Genomic DNA, 21,619 nt, shown 5'->3' with positions numbered 1-21,619 from the left:
TACAGACAAGCCTGGAAAGTGGAACATAAATTGTCTGATATTCTACTGTTGACTATTTGTGCCGTTATTTCTGGTGCAGAAGGTTGGGAAGATATAGAGGATTTCGGGGAAACACATCTCGATTTTTGAAGCAATATGGTGAGTTTGAAAATGGTATTCCTGTTCACGATACTATTGCCAGAGTTGTATCCTGTATCAGTCCTGTAAAATTTCATGAGTGCTTTATTAACTGGATGCGTGACTGCCATTCTTCAGATGATAAAGACGTCATCGCAATTGATGGAAAAACGCTCCGGCACTCTTATGACAAGAGTCGGCGCAAGGGAGCGATTCATGTCATTAGTGCGTTCTCAATAATGCACAGTCTGGTCATCGGACAGATCAAGACGGATGAGAAATCCAATGAGATCACAGCTATCCATGGACTTCTTAACATGTTGGATATTAAAGGGAAAATTATCACAACTGATGCGATTGGGTGCCAGAAAGATATTGCAGAGAAGATACAAAAACAGGGAGGTGATTATTTATTCGCTGTAAAAGGAAATCAGGGGCGGCTTAATAAAGCCTTTGAGGAAAAGGGAGCGTAATCTGACTTGTCTCCCAAAGCTTACAAAGCCCACCGGTTCCGCCCGCTTTCTTTCGCCCGGTACAGCGCAGCATCGGCATCTGCAACTATTTGTTCAGTCGTTTTGGCGGGAGCAGAACAGGTGATCCCCTGGCTAACCGTAACAAACGCACTTACAGAAGATGCCTGATGGGCAATCGCTGCTAGTTTAAGTTCTTGCTTAATTCTGGCTGCTATCTTTTCGGCTTCCTGCAAGCAGGTATTAAAAAGAATAATGGCAAACTCTTCGCCACCATAACGAGCGACTATATCTTCGGGCTGGCGAATTGCGCGTTGCAGTACATCGGCAACTTGTATCAAACAACGATCGCCCGCTGGGTGTCCGTAAGTGTCGTTGTAGCGTTTAAAAAAATCGACATCCAGCATAATTAGGGCAAATGAGGCCTCTTGTTCTACTGCATCACCTAAAATACTATCCAGCGCCCGTCGGTTTGCCACTCCCGTTAAGGGATCGCGATGAGCCAATGCGTCGAGGCGATTAATTAGCAGGTTGTTGTATCTGTTTTGTTGCCATGCTTCTTCAAACCAACGTAATAAAATAAAACGTCCACCATAGAGAGCGAGAGAAAAAAGGCACCAGATAACAACGAAATGAATATTTAAATGATGATTGAGCATAAGACTGGCTAACGGAATGGTAAACCATAAGGGAATGATAAATGCGAGTAGTGATGGAGTATGAAAATACAATGCAACAATGGCGCTAAGCATTAATAATACACATAGCGGATAAGCAAAAGGTAGCGTCCAGTGTGCAATAAAATAAAAGCAACACCATGACCATAACAGGCTTAGAACGAACAATAACCGCTGAATATACAGTACGTTTTTGCGGGGGGTGACCAATAAAAGGCCACTGATCAGCAGAATGCCAAATGATGAAATATCAATAGTATGTACAAGGTTTTCCTCATTAAACCATGAAGTCATATCCTCATTGAATAAAATGCTTCGCAGCAAAATCATCGATGAAAAACCGATGTTAATCAAGGCAAACCACGGCAGGCTAATCGACATTCCACGAATAACCATATCCTGTCGTTTTTTCCACGAATAATGAGAGTGTTTTCTTTTATCAAAAATCATTTCTTATAACCAGAAAAGGGCAGGAAGCCTGCCCAATTTATGCTGAACTTATGGCGTCACAATATTGAACCAGAATTCAAAATTATCCATATAGCCTAACATTTCGTTGAGTTTCTCTGCATTGCCACTGATTTTGACTTCGCCTTTATCTATCGCTTCTTTCAATGTCTCTTCCTTCAGAACGATTTTATTCAAGACATCGCGGGAGAGAGTGATTGTCGCGTCAGCATCAGATGCTTGCGTACCTGCAGTGTGATTGAGCACACCATTTTCAAGCTCTACTTTATAAGTGCCGCCATCTTCACCGAAATCAAAATTCAATACAGCTTTAGCGTCTGCTGCTTTCTCGCCATTAATGTGCACCGCAAGATAATCAAAGAACATTTCCGGCGTCATTGCGCGTACAGTGTCAGGGCTGGCAGTATTTGGCGTTGGCAGTTTTTGCACGCCGTTACGTAATTCCTGTGCGCCAGTAAGATAGAAATTACGCCACGGCCCGGATTCTGCCTGGTAGCCTAACTGTTCAAGCGCATCGGCTTCCAGATTTCTCGCAGCCTGGTTATTTGGATCGGCAAACACCACCTTGCTGACAACCTGGGCAACCCAGCGGAAATTACCCTGGTCATAATCCTGTTTGGCTTTTTGTAAAATGGCATCAGCACCGCCCATATATTCGACAAATTTCTTCGCAGCGTCTTCTGGCGGCAATTCATCAAGCGTTGCCGGGTTACCATCAAACCAACCGAGATAAAGCACATAAGTTGCTTTCACATCATGACTCACCGAACCGTAATACCCGCGATTCGCCCAGGTGTTAGCAAGCGAGGAGGGTAATTTAAAGTTTGCGGCGATCTCATCGCGGGTCTGCCCCTGATTTGCCATGCGCAGCGTTTGATCGTTGATGTAACGATACAAATCGCGTTGGGTTTTTAGCAGTTTAACGACGTTGTCATTGCCCCAGGTTGGCCAGTGATGCTGAGCGAGAATTATCTCCGCTTTATCCCCCCACAAATTGAGTGCCTCGTTGATGTATTTGGACCAGGGAAGAGGTTGACGAATTTTGGCACCACGCAGTGAATAGGTGTTGTGGAGGGTGTGCGTGACATCTTCTGCAGTTTCGATCAGTTTCTTTTCTTCGATAAACCACAACATTTCAGAAGGTGCTTCGGAACCGGGCGCCATCAGAAAATCGTAGGTCAACCCATCGATCGTCTCTTTTTGCCCGGTTTTGGTGATGTAGTTGGTAGGGGCAATCAATGTAACTGTTCCTGCTGACGTTGTTGTTCCCAGCCCGGCTCCAACCTGGCCTTTAGCATCAGGTTTCAATAAGTTGCCGTACATATAACTGGCTCTTCGGCTCATCACATTGCCAGCCATAATATTTTCTGAAACGGCCTCCTCTAAAAAACCGGCTGGTGCATAAATTTTTGTTTTACCTGATTTAACGTCAGCTTCATCAACCACGCCGCGAACGCCACCGTAGTGATCGACATGGCTGTGCGTGTAGATAACTGCCACTACCGGTTTTTGACCACGATTTTTGTAATAAAGATCCATACCCACTTTGGCTGTTTCTGCAGAAACCAGTGGGTCAACGACGGTAATACCTTCTTTACCTTCGATGATGGTCATATTTGATAAATCGAGATTGCGAATTTGATAGACGCCGTCGGTTACTTCAAATAAACCACTGATATTTATCAGTTGCGCCTGACGCCATAAACTTGGGTTAACCGTATCAGGTGCTTTATCGCCTTCTTTTATAAAAGTATATTGCTGTGGATTCCAGATGACGTTCCCTTGTTCACCCTTAATCACCTCCTGAGGTATGGGGGCAATGAATCCTTTATGAGCATCAGTGAAATCGGTGTTATCGGAAAAGGGTAATTGACTATAAAGCGCATTATTCGCTTGTTGGGTGGCTGAGGTGGCCTCTTTTGGTGCTTCCGCGGCAATGAGAGGAAGTGAACTGGTGGTGAATAATCCCATGACTAGCAGACTTTTAGCAATATGATTAAGCTGCATCGCAAGTGTCTCCAGAAAGACTTTATAAAAGAAAGGATATTCCGAGCGAAAATTCTTAGTGAGGGCAAGAATAACTATAATTGGCATTAATAAATCAGCAAGCTGGATGTCGTGAATTTTCTTAATATGATAAGAAATAAAGAATAGATTCTGTATATTACAAGACAGGTGTTTATTATTGTGGAAGCTAATAGTATATGTGCGTTATTAAAATGGCGACGTAAATATCGCTATCTCTTTGCACATCATTTCGCATCAAAGAACACATGACGTTTTCGGCTTGTGCTAATTTTGCTGGCAGTCTTTAAAAAGGAGCATAACAATGCCACATATTGATATTAAGTGTTTTCCCCGTGAACTGGACGAGCAACAAAAAGCGGAACTGGCCGCGGAGATTACCGACGTCATTATTCGCCATCTGAACAGTAAAGAGAGTTCGATCAGCATCGCACTACAGCAGATCCAACCGGAAGCATGGCAAGCTGTCTGGGACAGCGAAATCGCGCCCCAGATGGCGACATTGATCAAAAAACCGGGTTACAGCATGTAGCGCGCTATCCTGCCGTGACGCGTTTACCGCTGGTAACGAAAGTGCCAGCGCCTAAATGGTGAAGGGTGTTGAGTTTATCATCATCAAATTGCCAGCGACCTTCGACAAATACCCGCGCGTCTGCCGCTGCCGACACAACTTCGCCAAATAGAGTATCGTATTTTTCTTGCGCAGAAGTCGCGGGCAGCAGGCGGCATTCCATCCACGCCAGACATTTCTCTTCGACCAACGGTAAACCCAGCACCGGACCTTTCACGACAGGAATGCCGTAACAGTTAAACTTATCTTCATCGCGCCCTGAAACGCTACCTACCGCCCAGGTCCAGTTAGTTGCCACTACGCCGGGGATCACAATGCCAAACATGCCGCTACGTTCTATCAACTCCCGTGACCAGGTGGATTTATCCACCACAATTGCCACCCGCGGCGGCTCAAATTCTACAGGCATCGACCAGGCTGCGGCCATTACGTTTCGTAACTGGGACAGTTTATCGTGACTGGTAATCAAAATAGTCGGGCCGTGGTTTAACAGACGGCTGGCATGATGCAACTCGACGGGAATAAATCGGCTCACGGTATCGCCTCGCTATGAAGGGGGTTTTAAAAGCGTAGCTCGTAACGCAATAAGCAACGAAATTAACGGGATTGGCGATTTACGAACGTGATGGATGTCCACGAACGCACAAAATAGCCGGTGCTACGTCTAATCCAGGTTATAAGTTGATAAAACCACTTAGGGAAACGCCTGATGACGCCCATTCTGAATCACTATTTTGCCCGCATTAACTGGTCGGGAGCCGCTGCGGTCAACATCGACACGCTGCGCGCATTACACCTGAAACACAATTGCACCATTCCGTTTGAAAACCTCGACGTCTTGCTGCCGAGGGAAATGCAGTTGGATGATCAATCGCTGGAAGATAAGCTGGTCATCGCCCGTCGTGGTGGTTACTGCTTTGAGCAGAATGGCGTGTTTGAGCGGGTGTTACGCGAGTTAGGTTTCAACGTTCGTAGTCTGTTAGGACGCGTGGTGTTATCTAATCCACCATCGTTGCCGCCGCGCACGCACCGTTTGCTGTTGGTGGAGCTGGAAGATGAACGCTGGATTGCCGATGTCGGTTTTGGTGGGCAGACGTTAACCGCGCCGATTCGTTTAGTGCCTGACATCGTGCAAGCCACGCCGCACGGAGAGTATCGCCTGCGACAGGAAAATGACGACTGGATTTTGCAGTTTAATCATCATCAGCACTGGCAGTCGATGTACCGTTTTGATCTCTGTGAACAGCAGCAAAGCGATTATGTGATGGGCAACTTCTGGTCGGCGCACTGGCCGCAATCGCATTTTCGCCATCATTTGCTGATGTGCCGTCATTTGCCAGATGGCGGCAAGCTGACGTTGACCAATTTCCATTTTACCCGTTATGAAAATGGTCACGTAGCAGAGCAGCAGAATTTGCCAGATGTAGCGTCGTTATATGCCGTGATGCAGGAGCAGTTTGGTCTGGGCGTGGATGATGCAAAACATGGTTTCACTGAGGATGAGCTGGCGCAGGTGATGGCAGCATTTGATACGCATCCGGAGGCAGGTAAATAGTTTGTGTCAGAGTGCCGGATGCGGCGCAAACGTCTTATCCGGCCTACATTAGCCAACAGATTCAATAAATTATGATGCGGTTGTAGGCCTGATAAGCGAAGCACATCAGGCAATTTGTTTTTCTGCCATTTATGGCAACGGTTTTAAAGATCAATTGCCCACTCGGCATGAAATAAAATCACCGCCGTACCAGAAATAGTCACTTTCTCCGGCTGGTTATCGCGAATTGTCACCGTCACATCAATCACTCCATCACGACCCAATGCGCGCCCCTGATGGCCTTTAACACGCAATACATTGCCATCGTGGGGTAACACGTTGTGATGCACCAGCCATGCGCCCATCGGGCCGTTGGCATTGCCGGTAACCGGATCTTCCACAATGCCAATTGCAGGCGAGAACATGCGTCCATCGGTTTCATTTTTACCAGGGCGGATCTGGAAGGGGAAAAAACCATTACAGCCAATCTGTTTACTGATGGCAGTCAGCGCAGCAAGGTCTGGTGAAAGGGCATCGATATCCACTTCCGGCTTCAACGGGATCATCACTTTTGAGTGTCCGGTAGTCGCCACCTGGATCGGCAAACCGGGCAGAATGTCGTCTTCAGTGAGATGAAGCGCGTTGATAATCGCCGCACGTGTTTCGCCTTCCAGCGGTGGCTCAAAGCCAGGGGAACCTTGTTCCAGCGAAATACGATAATCATCGTTATGTTTTTCGATAGTCACGCGGTGCTTTCCCGCCAGTGACGTTTGCCAGACGGTGCAATTCCCCAAACCTGATACCTTCGAACGCACATAGTGCGCCGCCACGGTCGCGTGACCGCAAATCGGCACTTCAACCGTTGGCGTAAAGTAGCGAATGCGCACATCGCTGTCGTCGCTGTGCAGCAGAAAAGCGGTTTCAGAATGGCCTAATTCGCGGGCGATAAGCTGCATTTGCGCTTCGCTGAGATCATCGGCAGGGAAAACAACACCGGCAGAATTGCCGCGAAACGGTTGAGAGGTAAAAGCATCGACGTGGTAAACCTGCGGTTTCATTAACGTTCTCCTGTGGCTGGAGAACTAGCATAGCCTGCAAGTGGCCGGAGAGCGAAGGGCTAATCCGGCCAACGTGAGAATCAACGCCGCGAGCGCACAATCTGATACCGACGGGTAAAGTACTCAAACGGCGCACTCCACACATGCACCAGTCGGGTGAACGGGAAGAGCAGGAAGATGGTCATTCCTAACACCAGATGAACGCGGAAGATATAAGCCACACCATCAAGATGCGTCGATGCACCGCCCTGGAAAGTGACGATGCTTTGCGCCCAGCCCACCAGCTTCATCATTTCGCTGCCGTCCGGATGTTGTGCTGAAAAGGGAATGGTGGTTAACCCCAGAATACACTGAATTAACAAAATGGCGAGGATCAGGATATCCGCACCAGAAGACGTCGCCCTGATACGCGGATTCGTTAAACGGCGTACCAGCAACCCCGCTCCGCCAATCAGTGTCAGCACACCGCAAATACCACCGAGGATCATCGCCATCTGCTGTTTTACCGCCACTGGCAGAAACCATGCGTACATCCAGTGTGGCGTTAGCATGCCAAACAAATGGCCGAAGAAGATCCCCAGAATGCCGATATGGAACAAGTTCGACCACAGCACCATTCCACGTTTATCCAACATCTGGCTGGAGGAGGCACGCCAGGTGTACTGTCCGTAATCGTAGCGCAGCCAGCTTCCGAGGATAAAAACCGTGCCACACAAGTACGGGTAGATATCGTAAAAAAAGACGTTCAGATACTGAATCATTTCCCACCTCCCGCACTGATGTCGACATACTGCGGTGCGACATCCTGGCTAAAGCGTCGCTGATATTGATTAAGCGGCGAGCTGTCACACGCCGTGGCGTTATCTTCAATAAACTTCACCTGTTCCTCTTCCCACACTGCATCCAGCGCCTGACGGGTGTCGTCGCGCTCCTCGCTGCGTATCTGTTTTGTGACACTGTCACTTGAAAGAGTGCTTCCCGCCAGATGCAGCAGGGCGTCAAACAACGGATACCACGGTGCCTCGCGTTGTTTTAAGCGTCCGCCAAGCAGGGCGAGGATTGGCGCAACGTTGAGCAAACCTTCTTTAGCCTGGTCATCCGGCAGCACACTTAAATACTCCAGATACAGCGGCAGATAATCAGGCAGCTCGCGACAATTTAGTTGCAGGTCGACTTTTTCATACTCCGCCAGCAGATCTACCATTGCCTGACCGCGATCGCGGGACTCGGCATGAACATGTTCGAATAGCAGCAGCGAAGTGGTACGTCCACGGTCAAACACTTCACACCATTCAGCCTGTTTATCCAACAGCGGTGCATTGAGCAGGTCGCAGGTGAAATCGGTGAGCATCGGCGCGTTACGGCGAATCAGCGCCAGTGCGTCGTCTTTGTTCTCCCATAGCAGCTCGTCCGGATACTCCATCAACAAGCCGATCACTTTGAGGATTTGCATTATTCCCCCTCCGCTTTATTGCGTACTTCGGTAATGTCGATGGCATCGATCCGGCTACTGTTGAACAGGTTGAATTTGGTATCAGAGCCGTGGCAACCGTCGCCAAAGGTAAAGCCACAGCCGTTACGCTCTCCAAACGCATCACCCGCCATTTCCCGATGACTGGTTGGGATGACAAACCGATCTTCATAGTTGGCGATAGCGAGATAGCGATACATATCTTCGACCTGGGCGACGCTCAAACCCACTTCGTCAATTGCGCGGGTATCAGTTACGCCTTCTACGGTTTGCGAACGCATATAGTGGCGCATCGCCATCATCCGTTTCAGTGCCCGTAGTACAGGGCCGGTATCACCCGCACTTAACATATTGGCGAGGTATTGCACCGGAATACGCAGGCTTTCGATGGCCGGCAGCACGCCTTCGCTTTTGGGCAGTCCGCCCGCGTCGGCGTAAGACTGAATGGGTGACAGCGGTGGCACATACCAGACCATCGGCAGGGTGCGATATTCAGGGTGCAGCGGCAGCGCCAGTTTCCAGTCCATTGCCATTTTGTAAACCGGCGAACGCTGGGCGGCGTCAATCACGTTGTGTGGGATACCTTGCTTCAGGGCTTCTTCGATCACCGAGGGATCGTGCGGATCGAGGAACACTTCGCACTGGCGCTCATAGAGATCAACTTCACGTTCCGTGCTCGCCGCTTCTTCGATGCGGTCGGCGTCGTAGAGCAGCACACCAAGATATCGAATGCGACCTACGCAGGTCTCGGAGCAGACCGTTGGCTGTCCGGACTCAATTCGCGGATAACAGAAGATGCATTTTTCTGACTTGCCGCTTTTCCAGTTAAAGTAGATTTTTTTGTACGGACAACCGCTGATGCATAAGCGCCAGCCACGACATTTGTCCTGGTCGATCAGCACAATGCCGTCTTCTTCGCGTTTATAGATAGCGCCGCTGGGGCAGGTCGCCACACAGCTTGGGTTAAGGCAGTGTTCGCACAAGCGCGGCAAATACATCATGAAGGTATTTTCAAACTGACCGTACATCTCCTTTTGCATGGCGTCGAAGTTGCGGTCGCGGGCGCGTTTTTCGAACTCTCCGCCCAGCAGTTCTTCCCAGTTTGGCCCCCAGATCACTTTGTCCATCCGTTTGCCGTCGATCAGCGAACGTGGACGCGCAGTGGGAATGTGTTTACCTTCCGGCGCGCTATGCAAATGTTCATAGTCGAAGGTAAAAGGTTCGTAGTAGTCGTCGATCTGCGGTATCACCGGATTGGCAAAGATTTTGGTTATCACGCCCATTTTGCTGCCCAGCCGCGGGCGGATCTTGCCATTGACATCGCGAACCCAGCCGCCTTGCCACTCTTCCTGATCTTCCCAGTTTTTCGGGTAACCAATGCCCGGTTTGGTTTCGACGTTATTAAACCACGCGTACTCCATACCTTCGCGTCCAGTCCAGACGTTTTTACAGGTCACCGAACAGGTGTGACAGCCGATACATTTATCGAGGTTAAGCACCATGCCGACTTGCGAACGTATTTTCATTTTTTCGCCTCCTGTACCTGATCGAGACCTTCATCATCCAGCCAGTTCACGTTCTTCATCTTGCGGATCATGATGAACTCGTCGCGGTTCGAGCCGACGGTGCCGTAGTAGTTAAAGCCCCAGGCCAGTTGCGCGTAACCGCCAATCATATGCGTTGGTTTCGGACAAACGCGGGTGACCGAGTTGTGAATACCGCCGCGCATTCCGGTCACTTCCGAGCCGGGGATATTCATAATCCGTTCCTGAGCGTGATACATCATGGTCATGCCCGGCGGTACACGCTGGCTGACTACCGCGCGGGCAGTCAGCGCACCGTTGGCGTTAAAGACCTCCACCCAGTCGTTATCAACAATAGTCAGTTCACGGGCATCGATTTCGCTGATCCAGACAATCGGTCCACCGCGTGAGAGCGTCAGCATCAACAGGTTTTCACTATAAGTGGAGTGAATGCCCCATTTCTGATGCGGTGTCAGGAAGTTAAGGGCTTTTTCCGGAAAGCCGTTTGGTGGGATCTGGCGCATTTCGCTAACGCTACGGGTGTCGATAGGTGGGCGATAAGCCACCAGACTTTCGCCAAAGGCACGCATCCACGGGTGATCCTGATAGAGCTGCTGACGGCCAGACAACGTGCGCCACGGAATTAACTCGTGAACGTTGGTGTATCCCGCATTGTAGGAGACGTGATCGCTTTCTAGGCCAGACCAGGTCGGGCTGGAGATGATTTTACGCGGCTGCGCCTGAATATCGCGGAAGCGAATCTTTTCATCTTCTTTATGCCGCGCCAGATGAGTATGTTCGCGTCCGGTGATCTCACCCAGCGCCTGCCAGGCTTTTACCGCAACATGGCCGTTGGTTTCCGGTGCCAGCGCCAGAATCACTTCCGATGCATCAATGGCGGTATCAATCAGCGGACGCCCCTGAGCCGGGCCATCGCGTTTGGTGTAATTGAGTTTGCCGAGGAAATCGATTTCATCCTGGGTATTCCATGAAATACCTTTACCACCGTTGCCGAGTTTGTCCATCAACGGCCCCAGCGAGGTAAAGCGTTCGTAGGTAGCAGGGTAGTCGCGCTCCACCGCCACAATATTAGGCGCAGTCTTGCCGGGGATCAGATCGCATTCACCTTTGCGCCAGTCGAGCACTTCGCAAGGTTGGGATAGCTCTGCCGGAGAGTCGTGTAACAATGGCTGAAGTACCACGTCAGTTTCTTTGCCGAGATGGCCCACGCACACTTGCGAGAACGCTTTGGCGATACCCTTGTAGATTTCCCAGTCGCTGCGTGATTCCCAGGCGGGATCGACCGCTGCAGAAAGTGGATGAATAAACGGATGCATATCCGAGGTATTCATATCGTCTTTCTCATACCACGTGGCGGTAGGCAGGACGATATCGGAAAACAGGCAGGTGCTGGACATACGGAAATCGAGCGTTACCAGCAGGTCGAGCTTTCCCTCTATCGCGGCGGTTTGCCACTCTACTTCTTCCGGTTGAATTCCCTCCGTCGGCCCAAGTTCTTGCCCCTGAATGCCACTTTCCGTACCCAGCAGATATTTCTGCATATACTCGTGACCCTTGCCGGAGGAGCCAAGCAGGTTAGAGCGCCAGACAAACAGGTTACGCGGATGATTGCTGCCGTTGTCCGGCTGTTCGCAGGCCATGCGTAACTCGCCTGACTTCAACGCCTGAGCGGTAAATTCGGCGGGTGATAATCCGGCCTTATCGGCTTCGGCTTTCAGCCCGAGCGGGTTACGCCCCAGTTGCGGCGCGGAAGGTAGCCAACCCATGCGCTCAGCGCGAACGTTGAAATCAATCAGATGACCGCTGTATTTACTGGCATCGGCCAGCGGTGAGAGCAGTTCCTGGGCGGTGACTTTTTCATAGCGCCATTGGCTGGAGTGATTGTAGAAAAACGAAGTGCTGTTCATCTGGCGCGGTGGCCGGTTCCAGTCCAGCGCAAATGCCAGCGGCAGCCAGCCGGTTTGCGGGCGCAGTTTTTCCTGACCAACGTAATGCGCCCAGCCGCCGCCGCTTTGCCCGACACAACCGCAGAAAATCAACATATTGATCATCCCACGGTAGTTCATATCCATGTGATACCAGTGGTTAACGCCAGCACCGAGGATAATCATCGAGCGCCCGTGGGTTTTATGGGCGGTATCGGCAAATTCACGGGCTATGGTTTCAATATACTGGCGCGGTACACCGGTAATTTGCTCACCCCAGGCTGGGGTGTAGGCTTTGATTTCATCGTAATCTTTCGCGCTGTTTTCGTCCTCCAGCCCGCGATCGAGGCCGTAGTTTGCCAGCACCAGATCATAAACGCTGACGACCGGACAGGTGTTGCCATCGGCTAATGTCAGGTTTTTAACAGGTAACTGACGTACCAGGACGGGTTCGTGTTTTACGCTGCGAAAATGCGGATTTTCAATGCCGCCAAAGTAGGGGAAAGCCACGCCAGCGACAGCGTCGTGTTGGCCGAGCAGGGTTAATGACAAATCGGTTTCTGCACCTGCGGCAATGGATTCCAGATTCCATTTGCCTTTTTCGCCCCAGCGAAAGCCAATCGAACCGTTGGGCACGGCCAGTTCACCTGCGGTATTAAATGCCACGGTTTTCCACTGCGGGTTATTGCTTTCACCCAGTCCATCCACCAGATCGGACGCGCGAATCATTCGTCCGGGAACGTAGCTGCCATCGTCACGCGGTTCCAGCATCACCAGCATCGGCATATCGCTGTAGCGGCGGCAGTAGTTGATAAAGTAATCGCTGGGATTATCGAGATGAAACTCTTTTAAAATCACATGCCCCATCGCCATCGCCAGCGCGCTATCGGTGCCTTGCTTCGGAGCCAGCCACTGGTCGCACAGTTTCGCCACCTCCGAGTAGTCAGGAGTAATGGCGATAGTTTTGGTGCCTTTGTAGCGTACTTCAGTAAAGAAGTGGGCGTCTGGCGTGCGTGTCTGCGGTACGTTAGACCCCCAGGCGATGATATAGCTGGAGTTATACCAGTCGGCAGATTCAGGGACGTCGGTTTGCTCGCCCCAGGTCATCGGTGAGGCGGGTGGCAGGTCGCAATACCAGTCATAGAAACTTAAGCAGGTGCCGCCGAGTAGTGACAGATAGCGTGTTCCTGCGGCGTAAGAGACCATCGACATTGCCGGAATCGGAGAGAATCCGGCAACACGATCCGGCCCGTAAGTTTTGATAGTCCAGACGTTAGCAGCGGCAATCAGTTGATTCAGCTCCTGCCAGTTGGAGCGGATAAACCCGCCGCGTCCGCGCACCTGTTTGTAGCTTAAGCACTTTTGCGGGTCATGCATAATCGATTCCCACGCCAGCACCGGATCGCTGTGCTGTTTAAGTGCTTCGCGCCACAATTCGATTAACCGCTTACGAATTAGTGGGTATTTCAGGCGGTTGGCGCTGTAGAGATACCATGAGTAGCTTGCGCCGCGTGGGCAGCCGCGGGGTTCATGATTGGGCAGGTCAGGGCGGGTACGCGGGTAGTCGGTCTGCTGGATTTCCCACGTTACCAGGCCGTTTTTGACATAAATTTTCCAGCTACAGGAGCCAGTACAGTTAACGCCGTGGGTGGAGCGCACGATTTTGTCGAATTGCCAACGTTGTCGATAGCTGTCCTCCCAGTCGCGGTTGCTATGCATCACCTGTCCGTGGCCATCGGCAAAGGTTTCGCCCTTTTGTTTGAAGTAGCGAAAGCGATCCAAAAGTTTACTCATGACATGACTCCTGCTCCAGGAATGATTTGGGATCTGATGCCTTGTCGGATGCGGCGTAAACGTCTTATCCGACTCCGACCTACGGGTGCGACACGGTTGTAGGACTGATAAGACGCGTCAGTGTTGCATCAGGCATCGATCTCTTATTTTTGGCTAAACTGCCGCCGACCATAGACCAGCCAGGTCAGCAGCACACAGATGATGTAAAAGATTAAAAACACTTTCATCGCGCCAACCGGCGAGCCGGTCATATTCAGCGACATGCCAAACGCCTGTGGAATAAAAAAGCCGCCAACTGCACCAATTGCCGAGATAAAGCCAAGTGCGGCGGCGGTTTCGGTGATTGCTTCTCGCTGTGCTTCTTCATCGCTACCGCCTTTCATCTTCACCCGATAAATGGTTATCTGGCGGAAGATGACGGCAATCATCTGGAAAGTAGAGCCACTTCCCAGACCCGCCGTCAGGAACAACCCCATAAATACGGCGTAAAACGCAATGAAATTACCTGAACCCGTGCCGGGTAACGTCAGAAACAGCAACGCACTGAACAGAGCCATAAAAATAAAGTTGATAAGCGTAACGCGAACGCCGCCGAACTTATCGGAGATAGCGCCGCCAACCGATCGCGCAATGGCACCGATAAACGGGCCAAAAAACGCCAGTTGCAGAATATTCACATCCGGGAACTGCGTTTTTGCCAGCATGGCAAAACCCGCGGAAAAGCCGATGAACGAGCCAAAAGTGGCGAGGTAGAGCAGACTCAACAGCCAGAGATGCAGGCGTTGTAACACAGGTAACTGGTCGGCAATTGATGCACGTGAACTGGCAATATCATTCATCCCTGACCAGGCAGCAATGGTGGCAATGACCAACAATGGCACCCAAATCCAGGCAGCATTAGCCAGTGACATCACAGAGCCATCGGCCTGCGGTACGCCATTAACACCAAGAAAGGCAAATACCGGAACAAAAATCACCAGCGGCGCAACCAGTTGCATCACGCTGACGCCTAAATTACCCAGTCCGCCATTAATGCCAAGTGCGCTACCTTGTTTGGCTTTCGGGAAGAAAAAACTGATATTTCCCATACTTGAAGCAAAGTTTGCGCCCGCAAAACCGCACAGCAGAGCAATTACAATAAATACACCGAAGGGAGTAGCTGTATTTTGCACGGCAAAACCGAGCCAGATGCAGGGAATAATCAGGATAGCGGTACTAAAAACGGTCCAGCGACGTCCACCAAATATTGGCACCATAAAGGAGTAGGGAACACGTAATAATGCGCCCGAAACGGAGGGTAATGCGGTTAATAAAAAAAGTTGATCGGTAGTAAAATTAAAGCCGATTTTGTTGAGATTAACGGCGACAGCGCTAAATAACATCCAGACACAGAACGCAAGAAGTAAACAACTGACTGATATCCAGAGATTTCTTCGTGCTATATGCTTTCCTTTATTTTCCCAGAATGCCGGATTTTCTGGCTTCCAGTCGCGCAAAAGATAACGATTGTTTTTCTCATTTTGCAGTGCCATATTCTTCCTCGCATGCACACATTGTTAATGAAAAAAAGAAAAGACAGGACGTTGGGCGCAACCGCCCGTTTTTAGAATTAAGGATGAATAGAGTGAAGTGCTGAATGAAAGAATAGATAAGAAAGCACAGCCGCGCGGTGAGAAAGCGGATTATCTGAAGGCTTATGTGTTACTGAATGTAACAAAAATATATCATTGTCTTCACTAATTTTTAAATCCGCATATCCCTGAACGTGTTTTGTTGCTGTATGAAGCGTTGGCCTCATCTTGTCATCTTTATTTATCGGTGACGTGTCGCCAGCCAGCAGAGCAGAGAACCGCCACAGACCATCAGTGCGCCTTGCCAGAATGAGAGCGACAGCGGTGCGCTGAGCAGCACGGCAGCAAGCGCTGACGAAAGTACGGGGGTAAAATAAGACCCTACTGCCATAATAGTGACATTGCCATGTAAAATACCGACATTCCAGGCGGCATAAGCAAATCCTAAAGTAAAAGCCGCAGAAATGAGTTTGACGATGACAGGGGTGCTAAAAACCATCTCTGGTTGTGGCGACAGAAAATAGTAAACCCATAGGCTTGCACCCGTCAGAAGAACGAAAACGGTAATGCCGTTAAATCCACGGGCATATTTATTGGTTACCGTGCAATAAGCCGCCCAGATAAAGGCACCAATAAACGCCAGAAAATAACTTAATGGGCTGGTAGTGATATTATTGATTATTTCATTATATTTCAGGCCATTCTCACCGCCCAGAACCCAACAAACACCCATCAACGCGAAAAGCAATCCTGGAATAATCAGCCAATTTGTTTTTTGTCCGTTAAAAAGAATGGCAAAAAGAATCGTCAGGCTGGGCCATAGATAGTTCACCATACCGACTTCAATGGCCTGATGGCGGGTGGCCGCGTATCCCAAAGAAAGCGCGAGGCAAATTTCATAGCTGACAAACAATACGCTGCCAGCAAGTAAATAGCCTTTCGGGATCTGCCGAAGACGTGGGAATCCAACAGTGAATATTAATAGTAGTCCGCTTAATGAATAGATCGCCGCCGCTCCTCCTACCGGACCGAGCCCCTCACTGACCCCACGAATCAACCCAACCATCGTGCTCCACAAGATGATCGCAATCAGGCCAATGAGTGTTGCTTTTTGTTTTGTCATATTTGCTCTTTTTTCTCTCTTGCCATTAAAAATCGCGCTGAAATTTATAGCATTTTTTTAACCTGCCTGTCAGGACGTGGTGACTTTTTCTACCGCTATTGAGGTAGGTCAATTTGTAAAGGCGAACTATTTTGTGGCAAACAGGCGTTCTTTTTGATTTGGCGCAAAAAGATTCGGAATTTTACTGTTAGTTTCCTCGCGCAGTTACACCCGTGTAAAAAGAGGAAAGCAATGGACGTCAGTCGCAGACAATTTTTTAAAATCTGCGCGGGCGGTATGGCTGGAACAACAGTAGCAGCATTGGGCTTTGCCCCGAAGCAAGCACTGGCTCAGGCGCGAAACTATAAATTATTACGCGCAAAAGAGATCCGTAACACCTGCACATACTGTTCCGTAGGTTGCGGGCTATTGATGTATAGCCTGGGTGATGGAGCTAAAAACGCCAGAGAAGCGATTTATCACATTGAGGGTGATCCGGATCATCCGGTAAGCCGCGGTGCGCTGTGCCCGAAAGGGGCCGGTTTGCTGGACTACGTGAACAGTGAAAACCGTCTGCGTTACCCGGAATATCGCGCTCCAGGTTCAGATAAATGGCAGCGTATTAGCTGGGATGAAGCATTTTCCCGTATTGCGAAGCTGATGAAAGCTGACCGTGATGCCAACTTTATTGAGAAGAACGAGCAGGGCGTAACGGTTAATCGTTGGCTTTCTACCGGTATGCTGTGTGCTTCCGGTGCCAGCAACGAAACCGGGATGCTGACCCAAAAATTTGCTCGCTCCCTCGGGATGCTGGCGGTAGACAACCAGGCACGCGTCTGACACGGACCAACGGTAGCAAGTCTTGCTCCAACATTTGGTCGCGGTGCGATGACCAACCACTGGGTGGATATCAAAAACGCTAACGTCGTGATGGTGATGGGCGGTAACGCTGCTGAAGCGCATCCCGTCGGTTTCCGCTGGGCGATGGAAGCGAAAAACAACAACGATGCAACCTTGATCGTTGTCGATCCCCGTTTTACGCGTACCGCTTCTGTCGCGGATATCTACGCGCCTATTCGTTCCGGTACGGACATTACGTTCCTGTCTGGCGTTTTGCGCTACCTGATCGAAAACAACAAAATCAACGCTGAATACGTTAAGCATTACACCAACGCCAGCCTGCTGGTGCGTGATGATTTTGCTTTCGAAGACGGCCTGTTCAGCGGCTATGACGCTGAAAAACGCCAGTACGATAAGTCGTCCTGGAACTATCAGTTCGATGAAAATGGCTATGCGAAACGCGATGATACGCTGACTCATCCGCGCTGCGTGTGGAACCTGCTGAAAGAGCACGTTTCCCGCTACACGCCGGATGTTGTAGAAAACATCTGTGGTACGCCAAAAGCCGACTTCCTGAAAGTGTGTGAAGTGCTGGCCTCCACCAGCGCGCCGGATCGCACAACCACCTTCCTGTACGCCCTGGGCTGGACGCAGCACACTGTCGGTGCGCAGAACATTCGTACTATGGCGATGATCCAGTTGCTGCTCGGCAACATGGGTATGGCTGGTGGTGGCGTGAACGCGCTGCGCGGCCACTCCAACATTCAGGGTCTGACCGACTTAGGTCTGCTCTCTACCAGCTTACCGGGTTATCTGACGCTGCCGTCAGAAAAACAGGTTGATCTGCAGTCGTATCTGGAAGCGAATACGCCGAAAGCGACGCTGGCTGATCAGGTGAACTACTGGAGCAATTATCCGAAGTTCTTCGTTAGCCTGATGAAATCTTTCTACGGCGATGCCGCACAGAAAGAAAACCACTGGGGTTACGACTGGCTGCCGAAGTGGGATCAGACCTACGACGTCATCAAGTATTTCAACATGATGGACGAAGGCAAGGTCAGCGGTTATTTCTGCCAGGGCTTTAACCCGGTTGCGTCCTTCCCGGACAAAAACAAAGTGGTTAGCTGCCTGAGTAAGCTGAAATACATGGTGGTTATCGATCCGCTGGTGACTGAAACCTCCACCTTCTGGCAGAACCACGGCGAGTCGAACGATGTCGATCCGGCGTCTATCCAGACCGAGGTATTCCGTCTGCCTTCGACCTGCTTTGCTGAAGAAGATGGCTCTATCGCCAACTCCGGTCGCTGGTTGCAGTGGCACTGGAAAGGTCAGGACGCTCCGGGCGAAGCGCGTAACGACGGTGAAATTCTGGCGGGTATCTACCACCATCTGCGCGAGCTGTATAAAGCCGAAGGTGGTAAAGGCGTAGAACCGCTGATGAAGATGAGCTGGAACTACAAGCAGCCGCACGAGCCGCAATCTGACGAAGTGGCAAAAGAGAACAACGGCTATGCGCTGGAAGATCTCTATGATGCCAATGGCGTGCTGATTGCGAAGAAAGGTCAGTTGCTGAGTAGCTTTGCGCATCTGCGTGATGACGGTACGACTGCATCTTCTTGCTGGATCTACACCGGTAGCTGGACCGAGCAGGGCAACCAGATGGCCAACCGCGATAACTCCGACCCGTCAGGTCTGGGGAATACGCTGGGATGGGCATGGGCGTGGCCGCTCAACCGTCGCGTGCTGTACAACCGTGCTTCAGCGGATATCAACGGTAAACCGTGGGATCCGAAACGGATGCTGATCCAGTGGAACGGCAGCAAGTGGACGGGCAATGATATTCCGGACTTCGGCAATGCCGCACCGGGTACGCCAACCGGGCCGTTTATCATGCAGCCGGAAGGGATGGGACGCTTGTTTGCTATCAACAAAATGGCAGAAGGTCCATTCCCGGAACACTACGAGCCGATTGAAACGCCGCTGGGTACGAACCCGCTGCATCCAAACGTGGTGTCTAACCCGGTCGTGCGTCTGTATGAACAAGATGCGCTGCGGATGGGTAAAAAAGAGCAGTTCCCTTACGTGGGTACGACCTACCGTCTGACCGAGCACTTCCACACCTGGACCAAGCACGCATTGCTCAACGCAATCGCCCAGCCGGAACAGTTTGTGGAAATCAGCGAAACGCTGGCGGCGGCGAAAGGCATTGCCAATGGCGATCGTGTCACAGTCTCCAGTAAGCGTGGCTTTATCCGCGCGGTGGCCGTGGTAACGCGCCGTCTGAAGCCGCTGAACGTTAACGGTCAACAGGTAGAAACGGTGGGTATTCCAATCCACTGGGGCTTTGAGGGTGTCGCGCGTAAAGGCTATATCGCTAACACTCTGACGCCGAATGTCGGTGATGCAAACTCGCAAACGCCGGAATATAAAGCGTTCTTAGTCAACATCGAGAAGGCGTAAGGGGGCGAACAGATGGCTATGGAAACGCAGGACATTATCAAAAGGTCCGCAACTAACTCCATCACGCCGCCTTCGCAGGTGCGTGATTACAAAGCAGAAGTCGCGAAACTTATCGACGTTTCCACCTGTATCGGCTGTAAAGCCTGCCAGGTGGCATGTTCGGAGTGGAACGACATCCGTGATGAAGTGGGGCACTGCGTCGGGGTCTACGATAACCCCGCCGATCTGAGCGCCAAATCCTGGACGGTGATGCGCTTTAGCGAAACCGAACAGAACGGTAAGCTGGAGTGGCTGATCCGTAAAGACGGCTGTATGCACTGTGAAGATCCTGGCTGCCTGAAGGCGTGTCCGTCTGCCGGTGCAATCATTCAGTACGCTAACGGTATTGTCGATTTTCAGTCGGAAAACTGCATCGGCTGTGGTTACTGCATTGCCGGGTGTCCGTTTAATATTCCGCGCCTCAACAAAGAGGATAACCGGGTATATAAATGCACCCTCTGCGTCGATCGCGTCAGCGTCGGCCAGGAACCGGCTTGTGTGAAAACCTGTCCGACCGGGGCGATCCACTTCGGCACCAAGAAGGAGATGCTGGAGCTGGCGGAACAGCGGGTGGCGAAACTGAAAGCGCGTGGCTACGAACATGCTGGCGTCTACAACCCGGAAGGGGTTGGTGGCACGCACGTCATGTATGTGTTGCATCACGCCGATCAGCCGGAGCTGTATCACGGTCTGCCGAAGGAGCCGAAGATTGATACTTCGGTGAACTTGTGGAAAGGCGCGTTGAAACCGCTGGCAGCGGCTGGCTTTATCGCCACCTTTGCCGGGTTGATTTTCCACTACATCGGTATTGGCCCGAATAAGGAAGTGGACGATGACGAGGAGGGAAATCATGAGTAAGTCGAAAATGATTGTGCGCACCAAGTTTATTGATCGCGCCTGTCACTGGACCGTGGTGATTTGCTTCTTCCTGGTGGCACTTTCCGGGATTTCGTTCTTCTTCCCGACGCTGCAATGGCTGACGCAAACCTTCGGTACGCCGCAGATGGGACGCATTTTGCACCCATTCTTCGGCATTGCGATTTTTGTCGCGCTGATGTTTATGTTCTTCCGCTTTGTGCATCACAACATCCCGGATAAGAAAGATATTCCGTGGCTGTTGAACATTGTCGAAGTATTGAAAGGCAATGAGCACAAAGTGGCGGATGTCGGTAAGTACAACGCCGGGCAGAAGATGATGTTCTGGTCGATCATGAGCATGATTTTCGTGCTGCTGGTGACCGGGGTGATTATCTGGCGTCCGTACTTTGCGCAGTACTTCCCGATTCAGGTTGTCCGCTACAGTCTGCTGATCCACGCAGCCGCGGGTATCATCCTGATCCACGCCATCCTGATCCATATGTATATGGCATTCTGGGTGAAAGGGTCGATTAAAGGGATGGTCGAAGGAAAGGTGAGCCGTCGTTGGGCGAAGAAACACCATCCGCGCTGGTATCGTGAAATCGAGAAGGCCGAAGCGAAAAAAGAGAGTGAAGAAGGGATATAATCTCTTTTGAGCTTTAAGCTGAAAATGGCGCTGTAAAAGGCGCCATTTTTTATTGTAGATAACGTGCACTTTGTTCATGCCGGATGCGGCGTGAACGCCTTATCCGGCCTACAAACCGTTCAAATCAAATAGATTGCAGTGAACGTGTAGGCCTGATAAGCGTAGCGCATCGGGCAATGTTGCGTTTGTCATCAGTTTCAAATGGCGCTTTATAAGGTGTAATGCCAGTCAGTTAAGTAACTGACTGGCTCTTTTTCGGGGCTGTGGGGTATTTCCAGGGCCTCTCCTTTACCACTCTCGGGAAGGCCCTTTCCCTTCTTGTCGGTAATTTCACAAGTTGTCCCATACTTGCAAGATCGCGCATCAGCTCCGGTATACGTCCCGGTGAAGCGCCCTGCAATGTCATCAGCATTCTCATCACCATTCCGCATGATTCTGAGAAACTCAGT

General features: G+C 50.7%; 15 protein-coding genes and 2 pseudogenes. 6 read left to right on the top strand and 11 right to left on the bottom strand.

Translation table 11 applies throughout. The features are described from left to right. Positions 1-581 (top strand): annotated as a pseudogene (locus A9587_RS23100) (ISAs1 family transposase); the annotation flags it as partial. A gap of 29 nt (positions 582-610) precedes the next feature. Here A9587_RS23100 and A9587_RS23095 read toward each other — a convergent pair. Then, entirely contained in the window at positions 611-1,660 is a 1,050-nt protein-coding gene (locus A9587_RS23095; RefSeq protein WP_016248703.1) for a sensor domain-containing diguanylate cyclase, read from the bottom strand. A gap of 102 nt (positions 1,661-1,762) precedes the next feature. After that, positions 1,763-3,739 (bottom strand): alkyl/aryl-sulfatase, encoded by a 1,977-nt coding sequence (locus A9587_RS23090; RefSeq protein WP_001176571.1) that lies wholly within the window; start codon positions 3,737-3,739, stop codon positions 1,763-1,765. A 322-nt stretch (positions 3,740-4,061) separates the two neighbouring features. Between A9587_RS23090 and pptA the strand changes: the two genes are divergently transcribed. Further along, entirely contained in the window at positions 4,062-4,289 is a 228-nt protein-coding gene (gene pptA, locus A9587_RS23085; RefSeq protein WP_001120151.1) for a tautomerase PptA, read from the top strand. A 4-nt stretch (positions 4,290-4,293) separates the two neighbouring features. Here pptA and A9587_RS23080 read toward each other — a convergent pair whose 3' ends face one another. Next, positions 4,294-4,863 (bottom strand): flavin reductase family protein, encoded by a 570-nt coding sequence (locus A9587_RS23080; RefSeq protein ID WP_105263981.1) that lies wholly within the window; start codon positions 4,861-4,863, stop codon positions 4,294-4,296. A 174-nt stretch (positions 4,864-5,037) separates the two neighbouring features. On the opposite strand from A9587_RS23080, the gene nhoA reads away from it, so the two are divergent. Next, complete coding sequence (gene nhoA, locus A9587_RS23075; protein WP_000187926.1) at positions 5,038-5,883, top strand: N-hydroxyarylamine O-acetyltransferase; 846 nt, start codon at positions 5,038-5,040, stop codon at positions 5,881-5,883. Between the two features lie 143 nt (positions 5,884-6,026). On the opposite strand, the gene A9587_RS23070 is transcribed toward nhoA, so the two are convergent. The 7 genes from A9587_RS23070 to yddG form a co-directional block, all read right to left on the bottom strand. Then, positions 6,027-6,920, bottom strand: a complete 894-nt coding sequence (locus A9587_RS23070; protein ID WP_000804361.1) for a PhzF family isomerase — start codon at positions 6,918-6,920, stop codon at positions 6,027-6,029. 80 nt (positions 6,921-7,000) lie between these two features. Next, positions 7,001-7,681, bottom strand: a complete 681-nt coding sequence (gene narI, locus A9587_RS23065; RefSeq protein ID WP_000617141.1) for a respiratory nitrate reductase subunit gamma — start codon at positions 7,679-7,681, stop codon at positions 7,001-7,003. Beyond that, positions 7,678-8,373: a nitrate reductase molybdenum cofactor assembly chaperone gene (gene narW / locus A9587_RS23060; RefSeq protein WP_105263982.1), complete on the bottom strand. Its 696-nt coding sequence runs from the start codon at positions 8,371-8,373 to the stop codon at positions 7,678-7,680. Before narW ends, narI begins: the two co-directional genes overlap by 4 nt. Continuing rightward, positions 8,373-9,917, bottom strand: a complete 1,545-nt coding sequence (narH, locus tag A9587_RS23055) for a nitrate reductase subunit beta (protein ID WP_000702537.1) — start codon at positions 9,915-9,917, stop codon at positions 8,373-8,375. The genes narW and narH overlap by 1 nt, the downstream gene beginning before the upstream one ends. Continuing rightward, positions 9,914-13,654 carry a nitrate reductase Z subunit alpha gene (gene narZ / locus A9587_RS23050; RefSeq protein WP_105263983.1) on the bottom strand — a complete coding sequence of 1,247 codons (3,741 nt, stop codon included), beginning with the start codon at positions 13,652-13,654 and terminating at the stop codon, positions 9,914-9,916. The genes narH and narZ overlap by 4 nt, the downstream gene beginning before the upstream one ends. A 143-nt stretch (positions 13,655-13,797) precedes the next feature. Continuing rightward, positions 13,798-15,186 (bottom strand): nitrate/nitrite transporter NarU, encoded by a 1,389-nt coding sequence (gene narU, locus A9587_RS23045; protein ID WP_001207879.1) that lies wholly within the window; start codon positions 15,184-15,186, stop codon positions 13,798-13,800. Positions 15,187-15,466: 280 nt separating this feature from the next. Further along, entirely contained in the window at positions 15,467-16,348 is an 882-nt protein-coding gene (yddG, locus tag A9587_RS23040; RefSeq protein WP_000166096.1) for an aromatic amino acid efflux DMT transporter YddG, read from the bottom strand. 231 nt (positions 16,349-16,579) lie between these two features. Between yddG and fdnG the strand changes: the two genes are divergently transcribed. Genes fdnG through fdnI form a run of 3 tightly spaced genes read left to right on the top strand, consistent with a single transcriptional unit; the run spans position 16,580 to position 21,170 of the window. Beyond that, entirely contained in the window at positions 16,580-19,627 is a 3,048-nt protein-coding gene (fdnG, locus tag A9587_RS23035) for a formate dehydrogenase-N subunit alpha (protein ID WP_105281958.1), read from the top strand. Between the two features lie 12 nt (positions 19,628-19,639). Next, the gene (gene fdnH, locus A9587_RS23030) at positions 19,640-20,524 is read left to right on the top strand and encodes a formate dehydrogenase N subunit beta (RefSeq protein ID WP_001240589.1); all 885 of its coding nucleotides are present in this window, start codon (positions 19,640-19,642) and stop codon (positions 20,522-20,524) included. Further along, positions 20,517-21,170: a formate dehydrogenase-N subunit gamma gene (gene fdnI / locus A9587_RS23025; protein ID WP_000045637.1), complete on the top strand. Its 654-nt coding sequence runs from the start codon at positions 20,517-20,519 to the stop codon at positions 21,168-21,170. Before fdnH ends, fdnI begins: the two co-directional genes overlap by 8 nt. 232 nt (positions 21,171-21,402) lie before the next feature. On the opposite strand, the pseudogene A9587_RS23020 reads toward fdnI, so the two are convergent. Beyond that, positions 21,403-21,619: pseudogene (locus A9587_RS23020) on the bottom strand (IS4 family transposase); the annotation flags it as partial.

It is taken from the genome of Escherichia sp. MOD1-EC6162 (genome assembly GCF_002965125.1).
GTDB classification, from domain to species: domain Bacteria; phylum Pseudomonadota; class Gammaproteobacteria; order Enterobacterales; family Enterobacteriaceae; genus Escherichia; species Escherichia marmotae.
The sequence above is the reverse complement of the archived record's forward strand: the minus strand, read 5'-3'. Positions and strand labels throughout refer to the sequence as shown.

Bases quoted from the DNA above. Each gene is read 5' to 3' on its own strand.
- A9587_RS23095 (WP_016248703.1), bottom strand. From the start codon at position 1,660: ATGGTTATTCGTGGAATGTCGATTAGCCTGCCGTGGTTTGCCTTGATT.
- A9587_RS23090 (WP_001176571.1), bottom strand. From the start codon at position 3,739: ATGCAGCTTAATCATATTGCTAAAAGTCTGCTAGTCATGGGATTATTC.
- pptA (WP_001120151.1), top strand. From the start codon at position 4,062: ATGCCACATATTGATATTAAGTGTTTTCCCCGTGAACTGGACGAGCAA.
- nhoA (WP_000187926.1), top strand. From the start codon at position 5,038: ATGACGCCCATTCTGAATCACTATTTTGCCCGCATTAACTGGTCGGGA.
- A9587_RS23070 (WP_000804361.1), bottom strand. From the start codon at position 6,920: ATGAAACCGCAGGTTTACCACGTCGATGCTTTTACCTCTCAACCGTTT.
- narI (WP_000617141.1), bottom strand. From the start codon at position 7,681: ATGATTCAGTATCTGAACGTCTTTTTTTACGATATCTACCCGTACTTG.
- narW (WP_105263982.1), bottom strand. From the start codon at position 8,373: ATGCAAATCCTCAAAGTGATCGGCTTGTTGATGGAGTATCCGGACGAG.
- narH (WP_000702537.1), bottom strand. From the start codon at position 9,917: ATGAAAATACGTTCGCAAGTCGGCATGGTGCTTAACCTCGATAAATGT.
- narZ (WP_105263983.1), bottom strand. From the start codon at position 13,654: ATGAGTAAACTTTTGGATCGCTTTCGCTACTTCAAACAAAAGGGCGAA.
- narU (WP_001207879.1), bottom strand. From the start codon at position 15,186: ATGGCACTGCAAAATGAGAAAAACAATCGTTATCTTTTGCGCGACTGG.
- yddG (WP_000166096.1), bottom strand. From the start codon at position 16,348: ATGACAAAACAAAAAGCAACACTCATTGGCCTGATTGCGATCATCTTG.
- fdnH (WP_001240589.1), top strand. From the start codon at position 19,640: ATGGCTATGGAAACGCAGGACATTATCAAAAGGTCCGCAACTAACTCC.
- fdnI (WP_000045637.1), top strand. From the start codon at position 20,517: ATGAGTAAGTCGAAAATGATTGTGCGCACCAAGTTTATTGATCGCGCC.